We start from the raw sequence: 18119 nt of genomic DNA, 5'->3' as shown, positions 1-18119 counted from the left end.
GCCCGTATTCAAGAGAACCGAGAATCGAAAATGAGAACCTCTTCGGGCATCCTTGCGTTTGTGGGACCGATGGTCCTGATCCTCGCCTCGCAGGCCCACGCCCAGTACGGGCCGTACGGTTGGGGCGGATGGGGGTCGACCACGGTCGGAGGCGACCGGGCCCGAGGCATGGGCGCCTACGCCGCCGGCGCGGGCGTCTACAACGAGCAGACCGCCGAGGCCCGGGCGATCAACACCCAGACGAACATGCAGCTCAACGAATACCTCTATGAGTCCGAGCAGATTCATGAGCAGCAATACTATCAGAAGATGGCCGGGCGCGAGGCCCGGACCCGGGAGGCCGGCCGCGAGATCCAGGACCGGCACCTGAACAACCCGACCCCGGCCGACATCACGAGCGGCGACGCGATGAACGCGCTGTATCGCTGGCTCTCGAACCCGAAGATCCCCCACGACTTCCTGACCAGCGCCGGGGCAGACCTCACGATCAGCGGCGACGACGTGCGGAAGATCCCCCTGAACTCGGCCGCCCAGGGGGTCGTGGTCTCCATCGCCCGGCTGGCGGGCGAGGACCAGTGGCCGGGGGTGCTCCGGGGCGAGCCGTTCGACTCGCTCCGCGAACGCTACGCGGCCCTGATCGAGGGGGTCCGCGAGCGTCCCGACGGGGAACCGGTCCCGGACGAGACGTTCGACCAGGCCATCGCCCTGCTCGAACGGATGCGGTCGGCGGCCAAGGCCCAGCTCAAAGGGGCCGACTACGCCGCCGCGGAACGCTACCTGAAAGGGCACGTCGGCCTGCTCCAGATGACCCGCAAGCTCGACTTCCGGGACCAACTGGAGCGTGCCCGGGAGGTGAAGGAAGTCCCGCTGACCAACGCGATCTCCTTCCTGCAAGTGCACAACCTCCAGTTCGGCAAGGCCGAAGGGCCGGAGGAGCAGGCACTCTACCTCAACTCCCTCTACCCGAAACTGGCCGAGATGCGCAATCGGGTGCTCGCCATGGCCGGCGGCCCCCCTCCGAGCCCCCAGCCCGACCCCTCGAAGGGTGCCCCCACGGCGATCTTCGACGAGATGCCATGGGATCAGGTGGTCGGCCGGCGGCCCCAGCCGTCCCGGTAAGCGACGTGCTCGGAGACTCCGTGACTCGGCGGTTCGCCCCCCGCACTGCGCGGGCCGCGGCGACCGCCGAGAGAGGTTCCGGACACGACCCCCTCACGGGGCCATCGGGAACTGGACCCCCTGGGCCAGCGGCAACGACGAGCCGGAATTGATCGTGCAGGTCTGGCGGCGCATGTAGGCTTTCCAGGAGTCGGAGCCGGCCTCGCGGCCGCCGCCGGTGGCCTTCTCGCCGCCGAAGGCCCCGCCGATCTCGGCGCCCGAGGTGCCGATGTTGACGTTGGCGATGCCGCAATCGGACCCTTCGGCCGAGAGGAACCGCTCGGCCTCGCGCAGGTCGTCGGTGAAGATGGCCGACGAGAGCCCCTCGTCGACGGCGTTGTGCAGGGCGATCGCCTCGTCGAGATCCGCGTAGGTCATCACGTAGAGGATCGGGGCGAAGGTCTCCTGGCGGGCGATCGGCAGGTCGCCCCGGGCCCGGATCAAGGTCGGCTCGACGAAGAAGCCGGGGCGATCGACGCGGCGGCCGCCGCAGACGACCTCGCCCCCCTGGCCTTTCGCGGCCTCGACGGCGGCGAGCATGGCCTCGACGGCCGATTCGCTGATGAGCGGCCCGACCAAGGTCCCCTCATCCCAGGGGTTGCCGATCGGGAAACTCCGGTAGGCCGAGGCCAGGCGATCGACGAAGCCGTCGGCGATCGATTCGTGGATGATCAGACGCCTGAGGGTCGTGCAGCGCTGGCCGGCCGTGCCGACGGCGGCGAAGGCGACGGCCCGCAGCGCCAGGTCGAGGTTCGCCCGGGGGGTGACGATGATCGCGTTGTTGCCGCCCAGTTCCAGCAGGCTCCGGCCCAGTCGGGCGGCGACCTTCGGCGCGATCGCCTTGCCCATCGCCACGCTGCCGGTGGCCGAGACGAGGGGCAGGCGACCGTCGTCGGCCATCCGGGCGCCCAGCTCGGCCCCGCCGATCGCCAGGTTGAACACCCGCTCATACTCGGTTTTGCTCATGACTTGATCGACCAAGCGTTGCACGGCGAGGCTGGTCAAGGGGGCCTGCGGCGAGGGCTTCCAGACCATGCTGTCGCCGCAGACGGCCGCGACCATCGCGTTCCAGGCCCAGACGGCGACCGGGAAGTTGAACGCGGTGATGATGCCGACCGGGCCGAGCGGCAGCCACTGCTCGAACATCCGGTGCTCGGGGCGTTCGGTGGCGATGGTCAGGCCGTAGAGCTGGCGGGAGAGGCCGACGGCGAAGTCGGCCATGTCGATCATCTCCTGCACCTCGCCCAGGCCTTCGGACCGGACCTTGCCGACCTCAAGGCTGACCAGGAGGCCGAGATCCTCCTTGTGCTCGCGCAGGGCGTTGCCGATCTGCCGGATGACCTCGCCGCGATGCGGGGGCGGAACGGCCCGCCAGCGTCGGAAGGCGTCGATCGCTCGATCGACGGCGGCATCGTAATCGGCGACCGAGGCGGCGACGACCGAGGCGATCGGCGAGCCGGTGCTCGGGTTGATCGAGGTGACGACCTCTCCCCCCGGTTGATCGATCCGGGAGCCGGCGAAGGCGCCGGGGTGGCCGTCGTGGATGCCGAGCCGTCGCAAAAGGTCGTCGATCATGGCGGGGTGCTCCATTCGCTGTCGGGTCATCCGGGCCGAGGGGGTGCAACACGCGAGCGACCGACCACCCTCTCGGCTCAGGGGGTCGCGTCGCCGAACAGGTCGAGCAAGGTCAGGGAGAAGCCGGGGAGCAGGTCGCCGCCGTCGATCGCCTCGCCGAGGGATCGGATCGTCACCGAGGCGGGAGAGGTGAACACATAGACGCGGTTGACTCCCGGGACGACGAGCCAGACCTGTCGGCTGCCGGCCCGGAAGTAGTCCTCGACGGCGCGGAGGTCGTCGGCCGTCCTGTTGCTCGGGCTGATGACCTCGATGGCCAGATCGGGCACGACCTCCCAGGCGGCGGATCGGGGAACGGGTCGCGTACGGGGCCAGCGATCGAAGGAAACGAAGGCCAGGTCGGGACGCCGATCGAGCCGTCGCTCGGCATCGAGTCGGAACAGTAATTCACTGGCCACGCGGCCCTGCTCGACCACCTGGGGGCTGGTGACCAGGCCGCGAAACAGGACGGAGGCAACCCAGGCTTCGAACGCTCCCATCGGCGGCTTCTCCACAATTTGCTCGTCGATCACCTCGTAGAGTCCTTCCGGCTCGTCTCGCAAGGGATCGGCCTCGGCCGTCGAGGGGATCTGGGCCGTGGTCTCGGCGACGGTCGCCATGGTCGGGCTCCTTTTGGGGGGGACAGGAAACGGAGCGGTCGGATGTGACGAACCGGGCAAAGGGAGGGCGGAAGACGGCGCCCCGGTGCGGGGCCGATCGCGCGGCCCCTGCCGAAGGGATTGTAACCGAATCGGCCTCGGATTGAGGCGGGTGGTCCGAGCCGATCGGGTGCGATACACTCGATCGTGGGTCATCCGGTCGAGGACGCACACGCCGCCTTCGCTGGCCATCGAGGAAAAAGACCGCCATGCCGACGACCGCCCCGGTCTCCCCTTCCGCCGAGCCGCCGATGCAGCCGATCACCGTGGCGATGTTCCGCGAAATGGTGCGATCGGGGATCGTCGGCGAGAAGGAACCGGTCTACCTCTGGAAAGGGAGGCTCGCCCGACGCAAGGCCCCGAACCGCCCGCACTCGATCGCCGTCGATCGCTCGCGGCGAGCCCTGGAATCGGTCATCCCGCCGGGATTCCACGCCCAGCAGGGACAAGCCGTGGCCATGCGCACCGAGCACAGCACGCCCGAGCCCGACCTGGCCGTCCTGCGCGGTCGACCGGACGATTTCCCCAATGACTTCCCGACGACGGCTGATCTGTCCCTGGTGGTCGAGGTCGCCGATTCATCGATCGCGCCGGACCGGGACCAGGCCGGCGACTTCGCCCGGGAAGGGATCCCCGCGTACTGGATCGTCGATCTGAAGGGCCGGCGGATCGAGGCGCATGACTCGCCGGACCACGGAACGTACCAACGAACATCGACATTTTCCGAATCAAACGACATTCCCGTCGTCATCGACGGCCGGGAGGTCGGGCGCCTTCGCGTCCTCGACCTCTTGCCTCCCCGTTGATCGCACGCCACCCGAAGTCAAACCCGCCCGACGGACCACCATCGAAACCGGAGCCGGAGTTTCATGCGACCGATCGCGACCGCCGCGGCCCTCGTCCTGGGGGTGCTCCTCGCACCGGGGGCCGGCATGGCCCAGGACCTCGTCGCCGAGACCGACCCGAAGACGCCCGAGGAGCAGCGGGACGCCTTCCGATTGCCCCCGGGCTTCGAAATCCAGCTCGTCGCGTCGGAGCCGGACATCTACAAGCCCATGAACCTCGCCTTCGACGAGCGAGGGCGGCTCTGGGTCACCTCGTCGATTGAATATCCGTTCCCGCCCGAGGACGGCAAGCCCGGCCGCGACCGCGTGACGATCCTCGGCGACTTCGGCCCCGACGGCCGGGCGCGGTCGGTGACGCAGTTCGCCGAGGACCTGACCATCCCGATCGGCCTCCTGCCGCTGTCGTCGGATGAGGCGCTGGTGCACAGCATCCCGCACATCCTCCGCCTGACCGACACCGACGGCGACGGCAAGGCCGACGAGCGAAACGTGGTCTTGCGCGAGTATGGGTTCCAGGACACGCACGGCATGACCAACGCGTTCACCCTCGGGTTCGACGGCTGGATTTATGCCTGCCACGGCTTCTCGAACACCTCGACCGTCGAGGCGAAGGACGGCGAGGAGATCACGATGCAGTCGGGCAACACCTACCGCTTCCGGCCCGACGGCTCGGCGATCGAGCAATGGACCTGGGGCCAGGTCAACCCGTTCGGCCTGGCGCTCGACCCGCTCGGGAACCTCTGGTCGTGCGACTGCCACACCCTGCCGATCTACCAATTGTTGCGGGGGGCCTACTACCCGAGCTTCGGCAAGCCGCACGACGGCCTCGGCTTCGGTCCGGCGGTGATGGAGCACCTGCACGGCTCGACCGGCATCGCGGGGATCTCGTACTACGAGGCCGACCACTTCCCCGACGAGTGGCGGGGGACGGTCTTCATCGGGAACCCGGTGACGGCCCGGGTCAACCACGACCGGATCGCCTGGGACGGCTCCAGCCCGACGGCGATCGAGCAGCCGGACTTCATCGTCAGCGACGACCCGTGGTTCCGCCCGGTCGACATCGAGCTCGGCCCGGACGGGGCGCTCTATATTGCCGACTTCTACAACCGGATCATCGGCCATTATGAAGTGCCGTTGACCCATCCCGGCCGCGACCGCGACCGGGGACGCATCTGGCGCGTCGTCTATGTGGGCGAGGACGGATCGAACCCGCCGCCGACCATGCCCCGCGCCGACTGGGGGGCCGCGAGCGTGGCCGAATTGATCGACGACCTGAGTCATCCGAATCTCGCCGTCCGGTTGCGGGCGACCGACGAACTGGCCGATCGGCCCGAAGGGGAGGCGATCGTCCCGGCCTTGATCGCGGCGTCGGGCGACGACGCATCGGCCGAGAGCCGTGTCCATGCCCTGTGGGCGCTCGACCGCCGGGGGGCCTTGCCGAACGACCGGCTCGCAAACACCCTGGACGACGACGACCGCGCCGTCCGGACGCACGCCGTCAAGATTTTGGCCGAGCGGTCGGGGTGGGATGACCAGCAGCGCCTCGCGGTGCAGGAACGCCTGGGGGATGCCGATCCGTTCGTCCGGCGCGCCGCGGCCGACGCGATGGGGCGGCATCCGGACCCCTCGCAGATCCCGCTCCTGCTCGACGCCTGGAGCGCGGCCGATCCGGCCGATACGCACCTGGTCCACGTCGTGCGGATGGCCCTGCGGGATCAGCTCCGATCGGCCGACGCCTGGGCGAACCTGCCTGATTCGATGACGGAGGACGACCGATCGAAGATTGCCGACATGAGCCTGGGAGTCCCCACGACCGAGGCGGCGGCGTTCCTGCTCGATCACCTGCGGGCGAACGCGGAGGCGATCGGCGGCGATGCACCACGGTTCGTCGAGCACGTCGCCCGGTTCGGCGATGACTCGTCGCAGGGGGACGCGAGGGAGTTCTCCCGATCGGCCTCGGAGGGGGACCTGCGCCGGGGGCTCGACCTGCTTCGGGCGCTGCACCGGGGGGTCCAGGCGCGGGGCGATCGGCTCGACGAGGCCTCGCGATCGTGGGCGGAGGAGGTGGCCGGGGCCTTGCTGGCATCGGACGAGGACCGCGACCGGCTCGACGGGATCGAGCTGACGGGGACGCTCCGGCTCGACTCGAAGGCCGAGACGCTCGACGCGATGCTGCTCGACCCGGCCACCGCCGAACCGCTCCGGCTGGCGGCGATCGATGCTCGCGCGGCGATTGATGCGGCCGGGGCGGTCGGGCCGTTGGCGTCGCTGCTCGGGTCGGCGGACGAGGCCCCTTCGATCCGAGACCGGGCCGCCGAGGCCCTGGGGCGGCTCGGACGTCCCGAGGCGAGCGAGGCGCTGCTGGAGGTCCTGGCGATCGCGCCGAGCCGCCTGCAACGGACGATCGCCGTCACCCTGTCGGGCACCCGAGACGGGGCCGAGGCGTTGCTGACGAGCGTCGAGGAAGGCCGGGCGCCGGCCGAGTTGCTGCGCGAGCCCCCGGTGCAGATCCGGATGACGAATGCGGGGGTCGAGTCGATGGCGAGCCGGATCGAGGCCCTCACCGCCGACTTGGCGCCGGCCGACGAGGGGCTCAGGCAGTTCATCGATGAACGATTGGAACGGTTCGCATCTTTGGAATCGAGACCCGATGCCGAGGCCGGACGCGCGGTCTTCACCGAGTACTGCGCGGGGTGCCACAAGGTCGGGGGCGACGGGGCCGAGGTCGGGCCTCAGCTCGACGGCGTCGGCATCCGGGGGCCGCTCCGCCTGCTGGAGGACATCCTCAACCCGAACCTGAACGTCGATCAGGCGTTCCGCGCCACCACGCTCGGCCTGAGCGACGGCCGGGTCCTCACCGGCCTCTTGCTGGCCGAGGAAGGGGACGTGCTGGTCCTAGCCGATGCCGAGGGGAAATCGCAGCGGATCGCGGCCGACGAGGTCGAGGAGCGCATGACCTCGGGCCTCTCTCCCATGCCCGCGAACTTCGGCGAGCGGATCCCGGAGGAGGAGTTCCACCAGCTGATTGCTTACCTGCTCGCGCAACAGGCCGAGGAGGAGTGAGACGGGACGGGGCCGGTCACGACCGGGCAAAAGGGAGTTTGAGCCACGGATGAAACACGGATGAAACACGGACAAGAACGAGAGCAAAGAACAGAAGCACAGGAGAATATGAATGAGGCTGGGTGAACGAAGGGCGGCGGGGGCCGTGGTGATGCTGGCGGCGATGACGGCCGGCGCGATTGCGGGGGAGGAGCCGGGGCCGCTGCCGAAGGCGGACGGGTACAGGGGGATCTGGTATTACAACCAGCCGTCGAATGACGAGTACCGATACAAGTACAGCGGAGGATTTGCCACGTATCCGCAGCAGCATCTGCCGATCGCGATCTATGCCGAGGAGGCGGATACGACCTTCTTCGCCTTCGGCGGCAGGCCGGCGGAGGAGAACCGGCTCTTGATGATGGTCGGCGCGTATGATCACGCGACCGGAACGGTGTCGAGGCCGACGATCCTGCTCGACAAGGAGACGACCGACGCCCACGACAACCCGGTCCTGAGCATCGACGACGAGGGGCATCTCTGGGTCTTCTCGAATGCCCACGGCACCGGACGGCCGGCCTTCGTGCATCGGAGCGTGAAGCCGTACGACATCGACGCCTTCGAACTCGTGACCGAGACGAACTTCTCGTACGGCCAGCCCTGGTTCCTCGGCAAGGACGACGGTTTCCTGTTCCTGCACACGCGGTATCAGGGCGGCCGACGCATTTTGCACTGGATGACCAGCCCCGACGGCAAGGAGTGGTCGGAGCCCCGGCGGCTCGCGGGCATGGACAAGGGGCACTATCAGGTGAGCTGGAAGCACGGGCAGACCATCGGCACCGCCTTCAACTACCACCCCGAGCCGGTCGGCCTGAACGCCCGCACGAACGTCTATTATGTGCAGACCGACGACGGCGGGAAGACCTGGACGACCGTGGATGGATCGCTCGTCGAGACGCCGATGACCGACCGCGATCATCCGGCCCTCGTGCATGATTACGAGGCCGAAGGTTTGCTCGTGTACTTAAAGGACGTGCAGTTCGATGCCGAGGGCCGCCCGATCCTCCTCTATCTGACCACGCTCGGCTTCGAATCCGGCCCCGAGAACGGCCCGAGGACCTGGCAGACGGCACGCTGGACGGGGTCGGAGTGGGAGATCCAGGCGGTCACGACCTCGGATCATAACTACGACTTCGGCTCGCTCTACGTGGAGGAGGACGGCACCTGGCGGCTCATCGCCCCGACCGACCCCGGCCCGCAGCCGTTCGGCACGGGAGGGGAGATTGTCATGTGGACGAGCACCGACCAGGGCGCGACCTGGGATCGGCACAAGACCCTCACGAGCGACAGCATGTACAATCACACGTATGTCCGTCGCCCATTGAACGCCCATCCGGGTTTCTATGCCCTCTGGGCCGACGGCAGCGCGTGGGAGCCGTCCCCCTCGTCGCTCTACTTCACCGACCGGGACGGGTCGCATGTCTGGCGGCTGCCGGAGGTGATCGAGGGGGACCGAGCCCGGCCCGAGGTCGTGCGCTGAGCCTTTCGCCGGCAAGGCTCAGGAGAGGGGAGGAGTTCGCACAGAGACGCCAAGACGCAGAGAGGACGAGACGCAGCCGGAAAGACCTCCGTGCGTTGGTTTCCTCCGCGTCCTGGCGACTCCCTGTGAGGGCTCACACGTCGAGCGGCTCGTACAGCTCGGGGGTGCGGCTTTCAAGCAGGGGGATCAGGCCGTTGGCGACGTACTGGGCGAAGTGGGGGGCGGCGCGGTGGGCGTCGAGGGCGGCCTGGTCGTCGTACTGCTCGTAGAGGAAGAAGCGGCGGGGGTCGGTCGTCGACCGGTGGACGAGGTACATCCGGCAGCCCGGCTCGGCCCGGGTGGCGGGAATCAGGTCGCGGAAGAAGGCGATGGCGTCCTGCTCGCGGCCTTCCTTGACGACGTAGGTCACGGCGACGCAGATCATCGGCACGCGCTCCCGGTAGGAAGAGGCAAATGCGCCGCCCGGGCCGCCCCTCCTCGGCGTCAGGCGAGAGGGCAGCCCGGACGGATCACATCAAGGATCAGACGGACTTCGAGTCGATCCAGGTCATCAGGCTGCGGAGGCGCTTGCCGACCTCCTCGACCGGGTGCTCGCGCTCGACGCGGCGGGTGGCCTTGAAGCCGGGCTGGCCGGCGCGGTTCTCCAGGATCCACTCGCGGGCGAACTGGCCGGTCTGGATCTCGTGGAGGATCTTCTTCATCTCCTTGCGGGTCTCCTCGGTGATGATCCGAGGGCCTCGGGTGTAGTCGCCGTACTCGGCGGTATTGGAGATGCTGTAGCGCATGTAGTTCAGGCCGCCCTGATACATCAGGTCGACGATGAGCTTCAGCTCGTGCAGGCACTCGAAGTAGGCGCTCTCGGGCTGGTAGCCGGCCTCGACGAGGGTCTCGAAGCCCATCTTCACCAGGGCGGAGACGCCGCCGCAGAGGACGACCTGCTCGCCGAAGAGGTCGGTCTCGGTCTCCTCGGCGAAGGTGGTCTCGAGCACGCCGCCGCGGGTGCCGCCGATCCCCTTGGCGTAGGCCAGGGCCAGGGCCTTGCCCGCTTCGGAGCAGCCGTCGCCGGTGGCGATCAGGCAGGGGACGCCGCCGCCCTTCTCGAACTCGCTGCGGACCAGGTGGCCGGGGCCTTTCGGGGCGACCAGCGCGCTATCGACGCCCGAAGGGGGCTCGACCTGGCCGAAGTGGATGTTGAAGCCGTGCGAGCAGAGCAAGAGGTTGCCCGGCTTGAGGTTCCCCTTGATGTCCCGGTTGTAGACGTCGGCCTGGACCTCGTCGGGCAGGAGGATGTTGACGAGGTCGCCGGCCTCGGCGGCCTCGGCGGCCGAGACGGGCTTGAAGCCGTGCGAAACGGCCAGCTCGTAGTTCTTCGAGCCGGGTCGCTGGCCGACGACGACCGTGCAGCCCGAGTCCCTCAGGTTCTGGGCGTGGGCGTGCCCCTGGCTGCCGTAGCCGATAATGCTGATCGTCTTGCCCTTGAGCAGGCCAAGGTCGGCGTCCTGGTCGTAATACATCGTCGCCGGCATGGGCGGGTGTCCTTCTTTCTCTCTTCAGTCTGAGTCGGGCAGCACGGTGCACGAAACGGTGGGAGGGATGCGGTCGCGGAGGAGTCGGTTCGTCGCGCGCGGTCGAATCCCGCCCACGCGATTTGCGCGACTTCTTGGGAGGATGTCTTACCATAAGAGCGGGTCGGATCGCCAGATGGGTCGTCCGCCGGCCCGAAGATCGCCCGATTCTCCAATCCGTGCGAGGGCATGTTGAACGAGAAACACGGCCTGTTGATTCACCGCATCACCCCATTCAAATGGTTCGCATCACGCAAATGAGGCGTGCTAGGGTGTGCCCACGGCCGGGCCAAGGATTCCGAAGTCGCATCCGGACGGCCCTCGCCGATTCCCCCCGGAGGTTTCTCATGATTCGCTCGCTGTTGATTGCCCTCTGCCTGCCCTTGATCGCGGCCGCCTCGGTCGTCGCGGAGCCGGTCAAGTACACCTTCTCGGGCGTGGCCTCGGGTCGGGCAGACGGCTCGGCCTTCTCGCAGTCCTCGTTCCTGGTCGAGGTCCTGGCGGATACCGACGACGTGGTCCCGATCAACCTGACCGTCTCGGGCCAGGACTTCGTCATCTTCGCGGTGCAGAGCCAGCAGGCGTCGTTCTCGATCGATACGGTCGGCTCCGGCATGTTCACCACCGACACACTCGTGTTCGTCAACCAGACCGTCGGCACGGCAGGCTTTTCACAGGGCACGCCGACCCTCCCGCCCACGGGCCAGGATGTGTTCGCGCTTGCCAACGGTTTCTTCGCCTCGTACGACCTGCGCAGCTCGACCGGCCTGATCCCCGATCCGTCCCCGCAGGTGCCGGCGACGCTCGAGGCGATCGAATCCACGCTCGGCCTGATCCTGTTCACCTCGCTGGACGGCCCGGCGACCTTCCAGGCGACCGTCGTCCCCGAGCCGTCGAGCCTGGCGCTGGTCGGCCTGCCGGCCCTGATCGGGGTCTACTGGGGCCGTCGCCGGCTCCGCAACCGGGCCTGATCGCCCCGAATCCGCCCGCAAGGGCCGGCGCAGGTCCTTGATGAATCGGCGATTGCCTCGCCGTCGCGGCCCCGCGGGTTGGACAACGCAACTGTCCCCCGCCGGCCGCGCCGGATGGGCCTCGAACGGCCCGGACGAGCGCCGCTCAACGGTCTCCTCCGTGGCCATCGGCGGCATGGCCCGATAGAATGCGATCCGGGGCGGAGCATCGCCCCTCCCGGAGAATCGGACCATGCCGGTACACGACTGGACTCGCGTCGGCGCGGGGACCTTCCACGATTTTCACTGCTCCTGGATCACGCATCTCAAGGAGGCCCTCAACCTGCGCCTCCCGGAGGGGTTCTATGCCCTGGCCGAGCAGCATGCCGGGACGATGATCGCCGACATCCTGACCCTCCAGACGCCGGGGTCGCAGGCGGACGACCCTCCCGAGCAGGGGGCGATTGCCGTCGCCGTAGCCCCCCCCCGGACGCGACGACGGCTGATCCCCCCTCCCTCGGCCACCTATCGGGCCGAACGGAGGTCGATCGCCATCCGCCACACCAGCGGGCACCGGCTGGTGGCCCTGGTCGAGATCGCCTCGCCCGCGAACAAGGACCGCGCCTCGTCGGTCGGTGAGTTCGCCGAGAAGATCGTCTCGGCGCTGAAGGCGGGGGTGCATGTCCTCCTGGTCGACCTGATCCCCCCCGGCCGTCACGACCCGAACGGCCTGCACGGCGCGATCTGGTCGGCCTTCGCCGGGGAGCAGGACGAGATCGACCCCGAGGCCCCCCTGACCCTCGCCTCGTACGTGGGAGCCGCGCCGACGCGGCTCTCCGAAGCCTACGTGGAACCGGTCGCCGTGGGGATGCCCCTGATCGACATGCCCGTGTTCCTCGATCGGGGGAGGTATGTCAACGTCCCCCTGGAGCCGACCTCCGAGGCGGCCTACCGCGGCATGCCCGGCTACTGGCGCGAGGTCATCGAGGGCCGTCGCGAACCCGATCGGGCCTGATCGTGTCGGGGGGGGGGATCGACTCGCACCGGCGAGCCTCATCGTCATCGTCCCCGGCGTGATCCGCACCCATGAACCGATCGACCGGCGCCGCGATCGCAAGGGAGACGCTGGCGATCCTCGAATCGGGCCGCTACCGGCCCCCCGGCGGCGGCGAGGTCGACCTCTCCGGCGACCTCGCCCGGGCCGTCTCGCGGACCAGGCTCTACGGGCCGAGGGACCTGCCGGGCGACCCGAGCCCGCCCGAGGGCGTCGACCGGCCCGGGACGGCGGTCGAGGTGACCGGGGAGACGACCCTGGAGGCCGCCCGACGCCTGGCCGAGTCCCTCGGCGTCGAGCCGCTCTGCCTGAACTTCGCCTCGGCCCGCAATCCGGGCGGCGGGTTCCTCAACGGGGCGAGGGCGCAGGAAGAGTCGCTGGCGCGGTCGAGCGGGCTGTATGCCTGCATCGCCCCGGTCGAGGGGTTCTACGGGCCCCATCGGGCCGGGCGGAGCCTGCTCTACTCCGATCGCCTGATCGTCTCGCCCGGCGTGCCGGTCTTCCGGGACGACGGCGGGACGCTGCTGGATCGCCCCCATCACGTCGGCTTCCTGACGGCGGCGGCGGCGAACGCCGGGGCGATGGCCCGGAACCAGCCGGATGAACTCCCCAGGATCCCCGCGGTGATGCGCCGGCGGATCGCCCTGGTCTGCTGGGCGGCCCATCGGGAGGGGTACGACCACCTGGTGCTCGGCGCCTGGGGATGCGGCGCCTTCCGGAACGACCCCGCCCTGATCGCCCGGCTGTTCGCCGAGCAGCTCGGCCCCGGCGGCCCCTGGTCGGGCGTCTTCCGGCGAATCGCCTTCGCCGTGTACGACCCGGGCCGGGAGCGCCCTTGCTTCACCGCCTTCGAGCGGGCGATCGGGGGGCAGTCACCGGCGATACTCCCCTGATCCGGACCTCGCCCCGGCCGGAGAGCATAAACGCTCGCCGATCACTCCTCCCCCTCGACGACCTCGATCACGCCGTCCATCGGCACGTCTCGGACGACCTGATCGGGGGCGTCGGGCCCCGGCCACCGGATCGCGACGGACTCGATCGCCGAGGCGTCGCCCAGGCCGATCGTCTGAGCCAGGGCGTTGCCGCCGAAGCTCGTGCCGGGAGAAACGAGCCGGTGCAGCCTTCGGGTCGAGCCGTCGGGGTCGCGCAGGGTGATCGTGATGCGGGCCCCCAGGGCCGAGCGGTTCGATCGGGTGCCGACGAGCCGGAGCGTCAGCCAGCGGTGGTCGTGCCCGGGGTTCTGGAAGAGGGCGTTGTACGAGCGGTCGCCCGGCACGGCCCCGCCGAGCTGGACGAACAGGTCGGCCGCGCCGTCGCCGTTGAAGTCGGCGATCGAGACGCCGTGCCCTTTCTGCAGGTGGCCGGTGCCGCTGGAGGCGGTGGCGTCCGCAAACCGGCGGCCGGCATCGTTGCGCAGGAGGACGTTGGGCATCAGGTACGAATAGCCGGGGCGTCCGGTGGCGAGGTAGAGGTCGACCCAGCCGTCGCCGTCGAGGTCGCCGAAGCCGGAGCCCATCGGCAGGACAACGCGGTCGAGGCCCAGGGCCGGGGCCTTGTTGGCGAACGTGCCGTCGCCGTTGTTCCGATAGAGACGGAGCGTCGGCGGGCCACTTTTCTCGGCCAGGAACAGGGCATCGGGGCCGGGGTTGTGAACCGATTGCTCCCGACGGGGCGCCGGCCCCTCGACCCGGTCGATCACGAAGCCGAGCAGGTCGGCCGAGTAGTCGGCGACGAACAGGTCGAGCCGGCCGTCGTTGTCGAAATCGAGCCAGCCGCAGGAGAAGCTGTCGATCGGCCCGAGCACCCCTGCCGCGAAGGCGACGTCCTCGAAGGAACCGTCGCCGTTGTTCCGATAAAGCCGGTTCGGGGCGGCCATGTTGGACACGTAGAGGTCGGGCCAGCCGTCGTCGTCGAAGTCTCCCCAGCTCGCCCCCTTCGCGTATCGGCCGTTGGCGACCCCGGCCTCGGCGGTCACGTCGGCGAAGGTGCCGTCGCCGTTGTTGCGGTAGAGCCGGCAGAAGCGCTGACGGTCGTCGCCGCCGAGGGAGTCGGGGTCGAGGAATAATCGCGATTCGTCCAGGTCGCCGCCGCGCGACTCGCCGCAGACGAACAGGTCGAGGAGGCCGTCGCGGTCGAAGTCTCCCCAGGCGGCCGACTGGCTGGCGATCGGTTCGGCGAGGCCGGCCTGCGCGGTCACGTCTTCGAAGCGCTCGCCGCCGAGGTTGCGCAGCAGGGTCATCGGCGCCGGGTTCTCCCAGCCGCCGCGCAGCAAGATCACGTCGAGATGCCCGTCGTTGTCGAAATCGGCCTGGGCGCAATTGACGGCCAGGACGTGCGGATCGAGCCCGAACCGCGCCGAGGCATCGGCGAACGTGCCGTCGCCGGTGTTGAGGAACAGCCGGGGGCCGAGGTCGGTCTCGTAGCTCGTCCAGAAGAGGTCGGGCAGGCCGTCCCCGTCGAAGTCGTCGAAGACGCTGCCGCCGGCCATGTCCGGCCCCGCCGCGAGCAATCCTGCGGCCTCGGCGACGTTCGGGAACCGGGAGAAGGTCCGGTCGTCGTCCTGACTGGGCAGGGGCAAGGCCCGACGCCCCGGATCGGCCGAAGGCTCGCCGAGCAGGTCGAGCGCCAGTTGCAGGACCCAGTGCATCGCCAGGTCGTCCGGCCGCCGACGGAGGTAGTCCGAGAGCCGGTCGGCCGCCTCCCTCGCCCCGTCGGGCAGGAGGTGGACGGCCCCCGGGGCGATCGGCCAGAGGCAGGTCGAGGGGCCGACGCAGCCGATGCAGTTCTCCGTCTCCCCTCTGCGGAGGGCCGCCACCCCCCGGAGCGCCAGCAGGTTCTGCCGCAATCCGACCGGCACGAGCGGATCGTCGGCCGACTTCGCGGCGCGGTCGAGCCACGCCTCGGCCTCGTCGAAGGCCCCTTCATAAAGGCATAGGATGGCGATGTCGCGCTCGATCGTCGCCCGCAGTTGGGGGGCGTCGAGTCCCTTCGCATCGATCGACCCCAGTTGCTCCTGGAGCGTCGCGATCCCCCTGCGATTCCTGCCCCGGATCGACGCCACCACCTGATCCAGGTTCCCCCGATCCGCCACCGGGCCGTTGAACCGGCAAGCGAGCGTGAAGCCGCTCTCGTCGATCGGCTCCGATCCGTAGGGCGGGATGGCGAGATACCGCTCCGCCGCCGAAAGGGCCGGAATGTCGGCCCCTGGCTCCGTCATCGGCCCGTGTTCAAGAGCCTTGACCGCCACGGCGGTCGGTTCGTCCTGCGGACTCGGCGAGCATCCGCCCGCGAGGGCAAGGATCAAAAGCAGTCGAATCGCCCGCCGACGTGAGGGATCAGTCGCCGTCGGGCTGAGCGTCCTCGGCTCGCGAGAGGATCTCTCGCAATTGATCGTGCAGTGCCTCGACATCGTTGGGGTCCATGTCGTCTCTCGTTCGGAGTTCGTCCAGGACTCGCTCGGCGTCTCGAAGCTGAGTCGGCGTCACGGCAAAACGATGCGTGTCCATGATGTTCAGGGCATGGCACTGGACCTCGTATCCCCCCAGGCCAGCCCATCGGACCAGTTCAGCGAACCGCGACGAGCAATTGAAGGTCCCGAGGACATGGACCAGGGTCCCGCGATTCTCCCGGTTTTCAGGGCGCTCGACCTGGCGGCAAAGTTCATCGACAGCAGCCTCGGCGAACTCCTGGATGCGAAGCGCCGCGGCATTGCGGCGTCTCGGGTCGGACGAACCGAGGGCTGCAAGCAGGGCGGTCAGCGTCTCGTGACGGTCGCTCAATGACGAGCCTCGAATCGCTTCAGGGTGGGAGTTCAATCACAACCCGTGTCTCGATCGGCGCCGAGGGCCTGGGTCATCGGCCTCGGCCGCCTCGGAGGCAAGGAGACGACCTTCCGGCCACCTTCTCGCTCCTGTCGTTTGAGGTCGCGATGAATCGCGTCGAGATCATACTGGAATTGCCTGGCATATGTATCCCGGGCGCGGCGAACCTCGTTGACGACGTCATCCGTCCTCATCCGTCCGATCCTCCAGGAGTTCCTCGGGCGTGCAAATGACCGGGGGTTCGTAGCCGTCCTCTCGGCACACGGCCTCGATCCGGGGCCGCAAGACCGCGTTGGCGATGTGGTTGCAGTTCCAGGTCAAGGAGATACTCCATCCCGTGAACGGTCGCCACGGCGACATGGAGTGCGTCAATCGCGGCCCGTTCCGGCAAGGGGACGCGGCCCCGCAGGCTCCGGGCCAGCGAGACCGCCTCCTCCGTCTGCTCCAGCAACTGCAGGTCCCGGATGACCTCCAACCGCTCGGCCGCGGCCTCGGGGTCACCCGCCTGACACTCTCGGATCACGATTGTCTACCCAACGGAAATCAGGGCCACCTGCCACGGCCCATTGACGGTGGGATCTTGACAGCAGAGGCTATAAGAGCAGTTAGGCGGTCAGGTCAACGTAGAGTATGCATCCGAAGTCGAAGGCATGCGACGACGCTCCGGCTAGTATTCTAGTCGAAACAACAATCTCCCGGCCAATGCTCGGGCAATCGAAGCAACTCCCGAAGTGCCACGCCGCTCTTAAATGTCACAACCTCGTCGACGACGACCGCGTGCGGAAGCTCGATAAGCGGCCCTGTGTACGGCAATGAAGCCCAAGGGTTAAGCCAGAGGGTGAGCCCCGCAACGCCTAAATTATATGGATTCAGCGTACTGAATAACGCCGCCGAGACTCGCCGATGCTGTGGGCCGGTCGGGCCGAGCCAGAACCCATTCCGTTCACGACTTGCAGTCCCCTCGCCCGTCACGATGTTAACGGTCACATTCTCGGAACCGAAGAGTGCATCAACGAAATCGTTCCGACACGTTCCCCACTCACTCATTGAGTTTACTGCAATTATGAATGGATCAGCTAACTGGCCGTACTTGCTGCCCTTGCGCGTCAACGCTTTCCGGATAGCGCCTGACGAAGATCCCCACCGAGTCTTCGCCGGGAACATGCCAATCGCTCGCTTACCGACTCGACCGCGGGCCTCGAGCTTCACCGGGATTAGCGTAAACTCCACAAACGCGGGCCCCTCTTTGTACGTGAAGCGAGGTAACGCCTCGTAGTCGTTGACTGCGAAGACATTTAGAACCGCCTCATAGTCTAGTTGAGCCACTTGCTCCTGTACGAAGCGTCGGAATCGCCGTGCACTAGGTGGGCGGCCCGAAGGGATCTCGACCGATACCAGATCAAGGAAGTAGTCATTCAGTGAAAGTTGGTTAACTGCATCATAAAACACCGCCAAGGCGCGGTCCCTGCCAAGCTCCGCTGCGGATTTATCGGATGATACCCGAGCCTCTACAAAACAGACGCCGCATGCAGCTGTGGCAGCAAAGTCAGGCTTCGACGTTGTAGTGTGAAGCTTGGGATGAACGGTGACGCGATGTCCTAACTGAATGAGTACTTCATGAAGCATCAGTTCGAAGAAGGCAACATCAAACTCAATTTCGAATTTCCGTCGGAGCTCAGCCGACTCAGACATAGGGTAACGCGAGAACCAGACTTCAAGTAGGTCACGAACATTCGCGGCAAAGGGTTGGGCCGATGTTGTGAGGAAGCTAAACGAATCGGCAAAATGAGCCGCAGGAGCTCGACTGTCGCGCGGCACGTCTGGAAAGAGCGGCACTGTCACCCTCCAAGCAGGAAGTGTATGCGGAAGAGTGG

At 67.9% G+C, this 18119-nt stretch carries 16 protein-coding genes; 7 read left to right on the top strand and 9 right to left on the bottom strand.

Annotation, left to right across the window (positions count from 1 at the left end):
• Positions 1 to 30: 30 nt before the first annotated feature.
• Positions 31 to 1119: a hypothetical protein gene (locus AB1L88_RS22315; RefSeq protein WP_367098905.1), complete on the top strand. Its 1089-nt coding sequence runs from the start codon at positions 31 to 33 to the stop codon at positions 1117 to 1119.
• A 93-nt stretch (positions 1120 to 1212) separates the two neighbouring features.
• On the opposite strand, the gene AB1L88_RS22310 is transcribed toward AB1L88_RS22315, so the two are convergent.
• Positions 1213 to 2733 carry an aldehyde dehydrogenase family protein gene (locus tag AB1L88_RS22310; RefSeq protein ID WP_367098904.1) on the bottom strand — a complete coding sequence of 507 codons (1521 nt, stop codon included), beginning with the start codon at positions 2731 to 2733 and terminating at the stop codon, positions 1213 to 1215.
• A 77-nt stretch (positions 2734 to 2810) separates the two neighbouring features.
• Positions 2811 to 3392, bottom strand: coding sequence for a Uma2 family endonuclease (locus tag AB1L88_RS22305; protein WP_367098903.1), 582 nt, complete (start codon positions 3390 to 3392; stop codon positions 2811 to 2813).
• Between the two features lie 248 nt (positions 3393 to 3640).
• On the opposite strand from AB1L88_RS22305, the gene AB1L88_RS22300 reads away from it, so the two are divergent.
• The 3 genes from AB1L88_RS22300 (at position 3641) to AB1L88_RS22290 (ending at position 8855) form a co-directional block, all read left to right on the top strand.
• The gene (locus tag AB1L88_RS22300) at positions 3641 to 4237 is read left to right on the top strand and encodes a Uma2 family endonuclease (protein ID WP_367098902.1); all 597 of its coding nucleotides are present in this window, start codon (positions 3641 to 3643) and stop codon (positions 4235 to 4237) included.
• 63 nt (positions 4238 to 4300) lie between these two features.
• Entirely contained in the window at positions 4301 to 7339 is a 3039-nt protein-coding gene (locus AB1L88_RS22295; protein ID WP_367098901.1) for a PVC-type heme-binding CxxCH protein, read from the top strand.
• A gap of 112 nt (positions 7340 to 7451) precedes the next feature.
• Positions 7452 to 8855 (top strand): BNR-4 repeat-containing protein, encoded by a 1404-nt coding sequence (locus AB1L88_RS22290; protein ID WP_367098900.1) that lies wholly within the window; start codon positions 7452 to 7454, stop codon positions 8853 to 8855.
• A 133-nt stretch (positions 8856 to 8988) separates the two neighbouring features.
• Here AB1L88_RS22290 and AB1L88_RS22285 read toward each other — a convergent pair whose 3' ends face one another.
• Entirely contained in the window at positions 8989 to 9279 is a 291-nt protein-coding gene (locus AB1L88_RS22285; RefSeq protein ID WP_152052451.1) for a putative quinol monooxygenase, read from the bottom strand.
• Between the two features lie 97 nt (positions 9280 to 9376).
• On the bottom strand, positions 9377 to 10381 hold the full coding sequence (gene ilvC, locus AB1L88_RS22280; protein ID WP_367098899.1) for a ketol-acid reductoisomerase: 1005 nt from the start codon (positions 10379 to 10381) through the stop codon (positions 9377 to 9379).
• A 386-nt stretch (positions 10382 to 10767) separates the two neighbouring features.
• Between ilvC and AB1L88_RS22275 the strand changes: the two genes are divergently transcribed.
• The 3 genes from AB1L88_RS22275 (at position 10768) to AB1L88_RS22265 (ending at position 13317) form a co-directional block, all read left to right on the top strand.
• Positions 10768 to 11391, top strand: a complete 624-nt coding sequence (locus tag AB1L88_RS22275) for a PEP-CTERM sorting domain-containing protein (protein ID WP_367098898.1) — start codon at positions 10768 to 10770, stop codon at positions 11389 to 11391.
• Between the two features lie 232 nt (positions 11392 to 11623).
• A complete protein-coding gene (locus AB1L88_RS22270; protein WP_367098897.1) occupies positions 11624 to 12385 on the top strand; it encodes a DUF4058 family protein in 762 nt (253 codons plus the stop codon).
• Between the two features lie 71 nt (positions 12386 to 12456).
• Entirely contained in the window at positions 12457 to 13317 is an 861-nt protein-coding gene (locus tag AB1L88_RS22265; protein ID WP_367098896.1) for a TIGR02452 family protein, read from the top strand.
• Between the two features lie 41 nt (positions 13318 to 13358).
• On the opposite strand, the gene AB1L88_RS22260 is transcribed toward AB1L88_RS22265, so the two are convergent.
• The 5 genes from AB1L88_RS22260 to AB1L88_RS22240 form a co-directional block, all read right to left on the bottom strand.
• Complete coding sequence (locus tag AB1L88_RS22260) at positions 13359 to 15641, bottom strand: CRTAC1 family protein (protein WP_367098895.1); 2283 nt, start codon at positions 15639 to 15641, stop codon at positions 13359 to 13361.
• Positions 15642 to 15759: 118 nt separating this feature from the next.
• Positions 15760 to 16203 (bottom strand): hypothetical protein, encoded by a 444-nt coding sequence (locus AB1L88_RS22255; RefSeq protein ID WP_367098894.1) that lies wholly within the window; start codon positions 16201 to 16203, stop codon positions 15760 to 15762.
• A 32-nt stretch (positions 16204 to 16235) separates the two neighbouring features.
• Positions 16236 to 16439 carry a hypothetical protein gene (locus tag AB1L88_RS22250; RefSeq protein WP_367098893.1) on the bottom strand — a complete coding sequence of 68 codons (204 nt, stop codon included), beginning with the start codon at positions 16437 to 16439 and terminating at the stop codon, positions 16236 to 16238.
• Complete coding sequence (locus AB1L88_RS22245) at positions 16426 to 16566, bottom strand: hypothetical protein (protein WP_367098892.1); 141 nt, start codon at positions 16564 to 16566, stop codon at positions 16426 to 16428. Before AB1L88_RS22245 ends, AB1L88_RS22250 begins: the two co-directional genes overlap by 14 nt.
• Before the next feature lie 354 nt (positions 16567 to 16920).
• Positions 16921 to 18081 (bottom strand): hypothetical protein, encoded by a 1161-nt coding sequence (locus AB1L88_RS22240; protein ID WP_367098891.1) that lies wholly within the window; start codon positions 18079 to 18081, stop codon positions 16921 to 16923.
• Positions 18082 to 18119 lie beyond the last annotated feature (38 nt).

This window comes from Tautonia sp. JC769 (assembly GCF_040717455.1).
Lineage (GTDB): Bacteria > Planctomycetota > Planctomycetia > Isosphaerales > Isosphaeraceae > Tautonia.
Note: the sequence above shows the minus strand (reverse complement) of the source record. Positions and strands in the feature narration are given on the sequence as shown.

Coding starts and splice junctions, on each gene's coding strand:
- AB1L88_RS22300 (WP_367098902.1), top strand. CDS start 3,641: ATGCCGACGACCGCCCCGGTCTCCCCTTCCGCCGAGCCGCCGATGCAG.
- AB1L88_RS22285 (WP_152052451.1), bottom strand. CDS start 9,279: ATGATCTGCGTCGCCGTGACCTACGTCGTCAAGGAAGGCCGCGAGCAG.
- AB1L88_RS22260 (WP_367098895.1), bottom strand. CDS start 15,641: ATGACGGAGCCAGGGGCCGACATTCCGGCCCTTTCGGCGGCGGAGCGG.
- AB1L88_RS22265 (WP_367098896.1), top strand. CDS start 12,457: ATGAACCGATCGACCGGCGCCGCGATCGCAAGGGAGACGCTGGCGATC.
- ilvC (WP_367098899.1), bottom strand. CDS start 10,381: ATGCCGGCGACGATGTATTACGACCAGGACGCCGACCTTGGCCTGCTC.
- AB1L88_RS22315 (WP_367098905.1), top strand. CDS start 31: ATGAGAACCTCTTCGGGCATCCTTGCGTTTGTGGGACCGATGGTCCTG.
- AB1L88_RS22275 (WP_367098898.1), top strand. CDS start 10,768: ATGATTCGCTCGCTGTTGATTGCCCTCTGCCTGCCCTTGATCGCGGCC.
- AB1L88_RS22310 (WP_367098904.1), bottom strand. CDS start 2,733: ATGATCGACGACCTTTTGCGACGGCTCGGCATCCACGACGGCCACCCC.
- AB1L88_RS22305 (WP_367098903.1), bottom strand. CDS start 3,392: ATGGCGACCGTCGCCGAGACCACGGCCCAGATCCCCTCGACGGCCGAG.
- AB1L88_RS22295 (WP_367098901.1), top strand. CDS start 4,301: ATGCGACCGATCGCGACCGCCGCGGCCCTCGTCCTGGGGGTGCTCCTC.
- AB1L88_RS22270 (WP_367098897.1), top strand. CDS start 11,624: ATGCCGGTACACGACTGGACTCGCGTCGGCGCGGGGACCTTCCACGAT.
- AB1L88_RS22290 (WP_367098900.1), top strand. CDS start 7,452: ATGAGGCTGGGTGAACGAAGGGCGGCGGGGGCCGTGGTGATGCTGGCG.
- AB1L88_RS22250 (WP_367098893.1), bottom strand. CDS start 16,439: ATGAGGACGGATGACGTCGTCAACGAGGTTCGCCGCGCCCGGGATACA.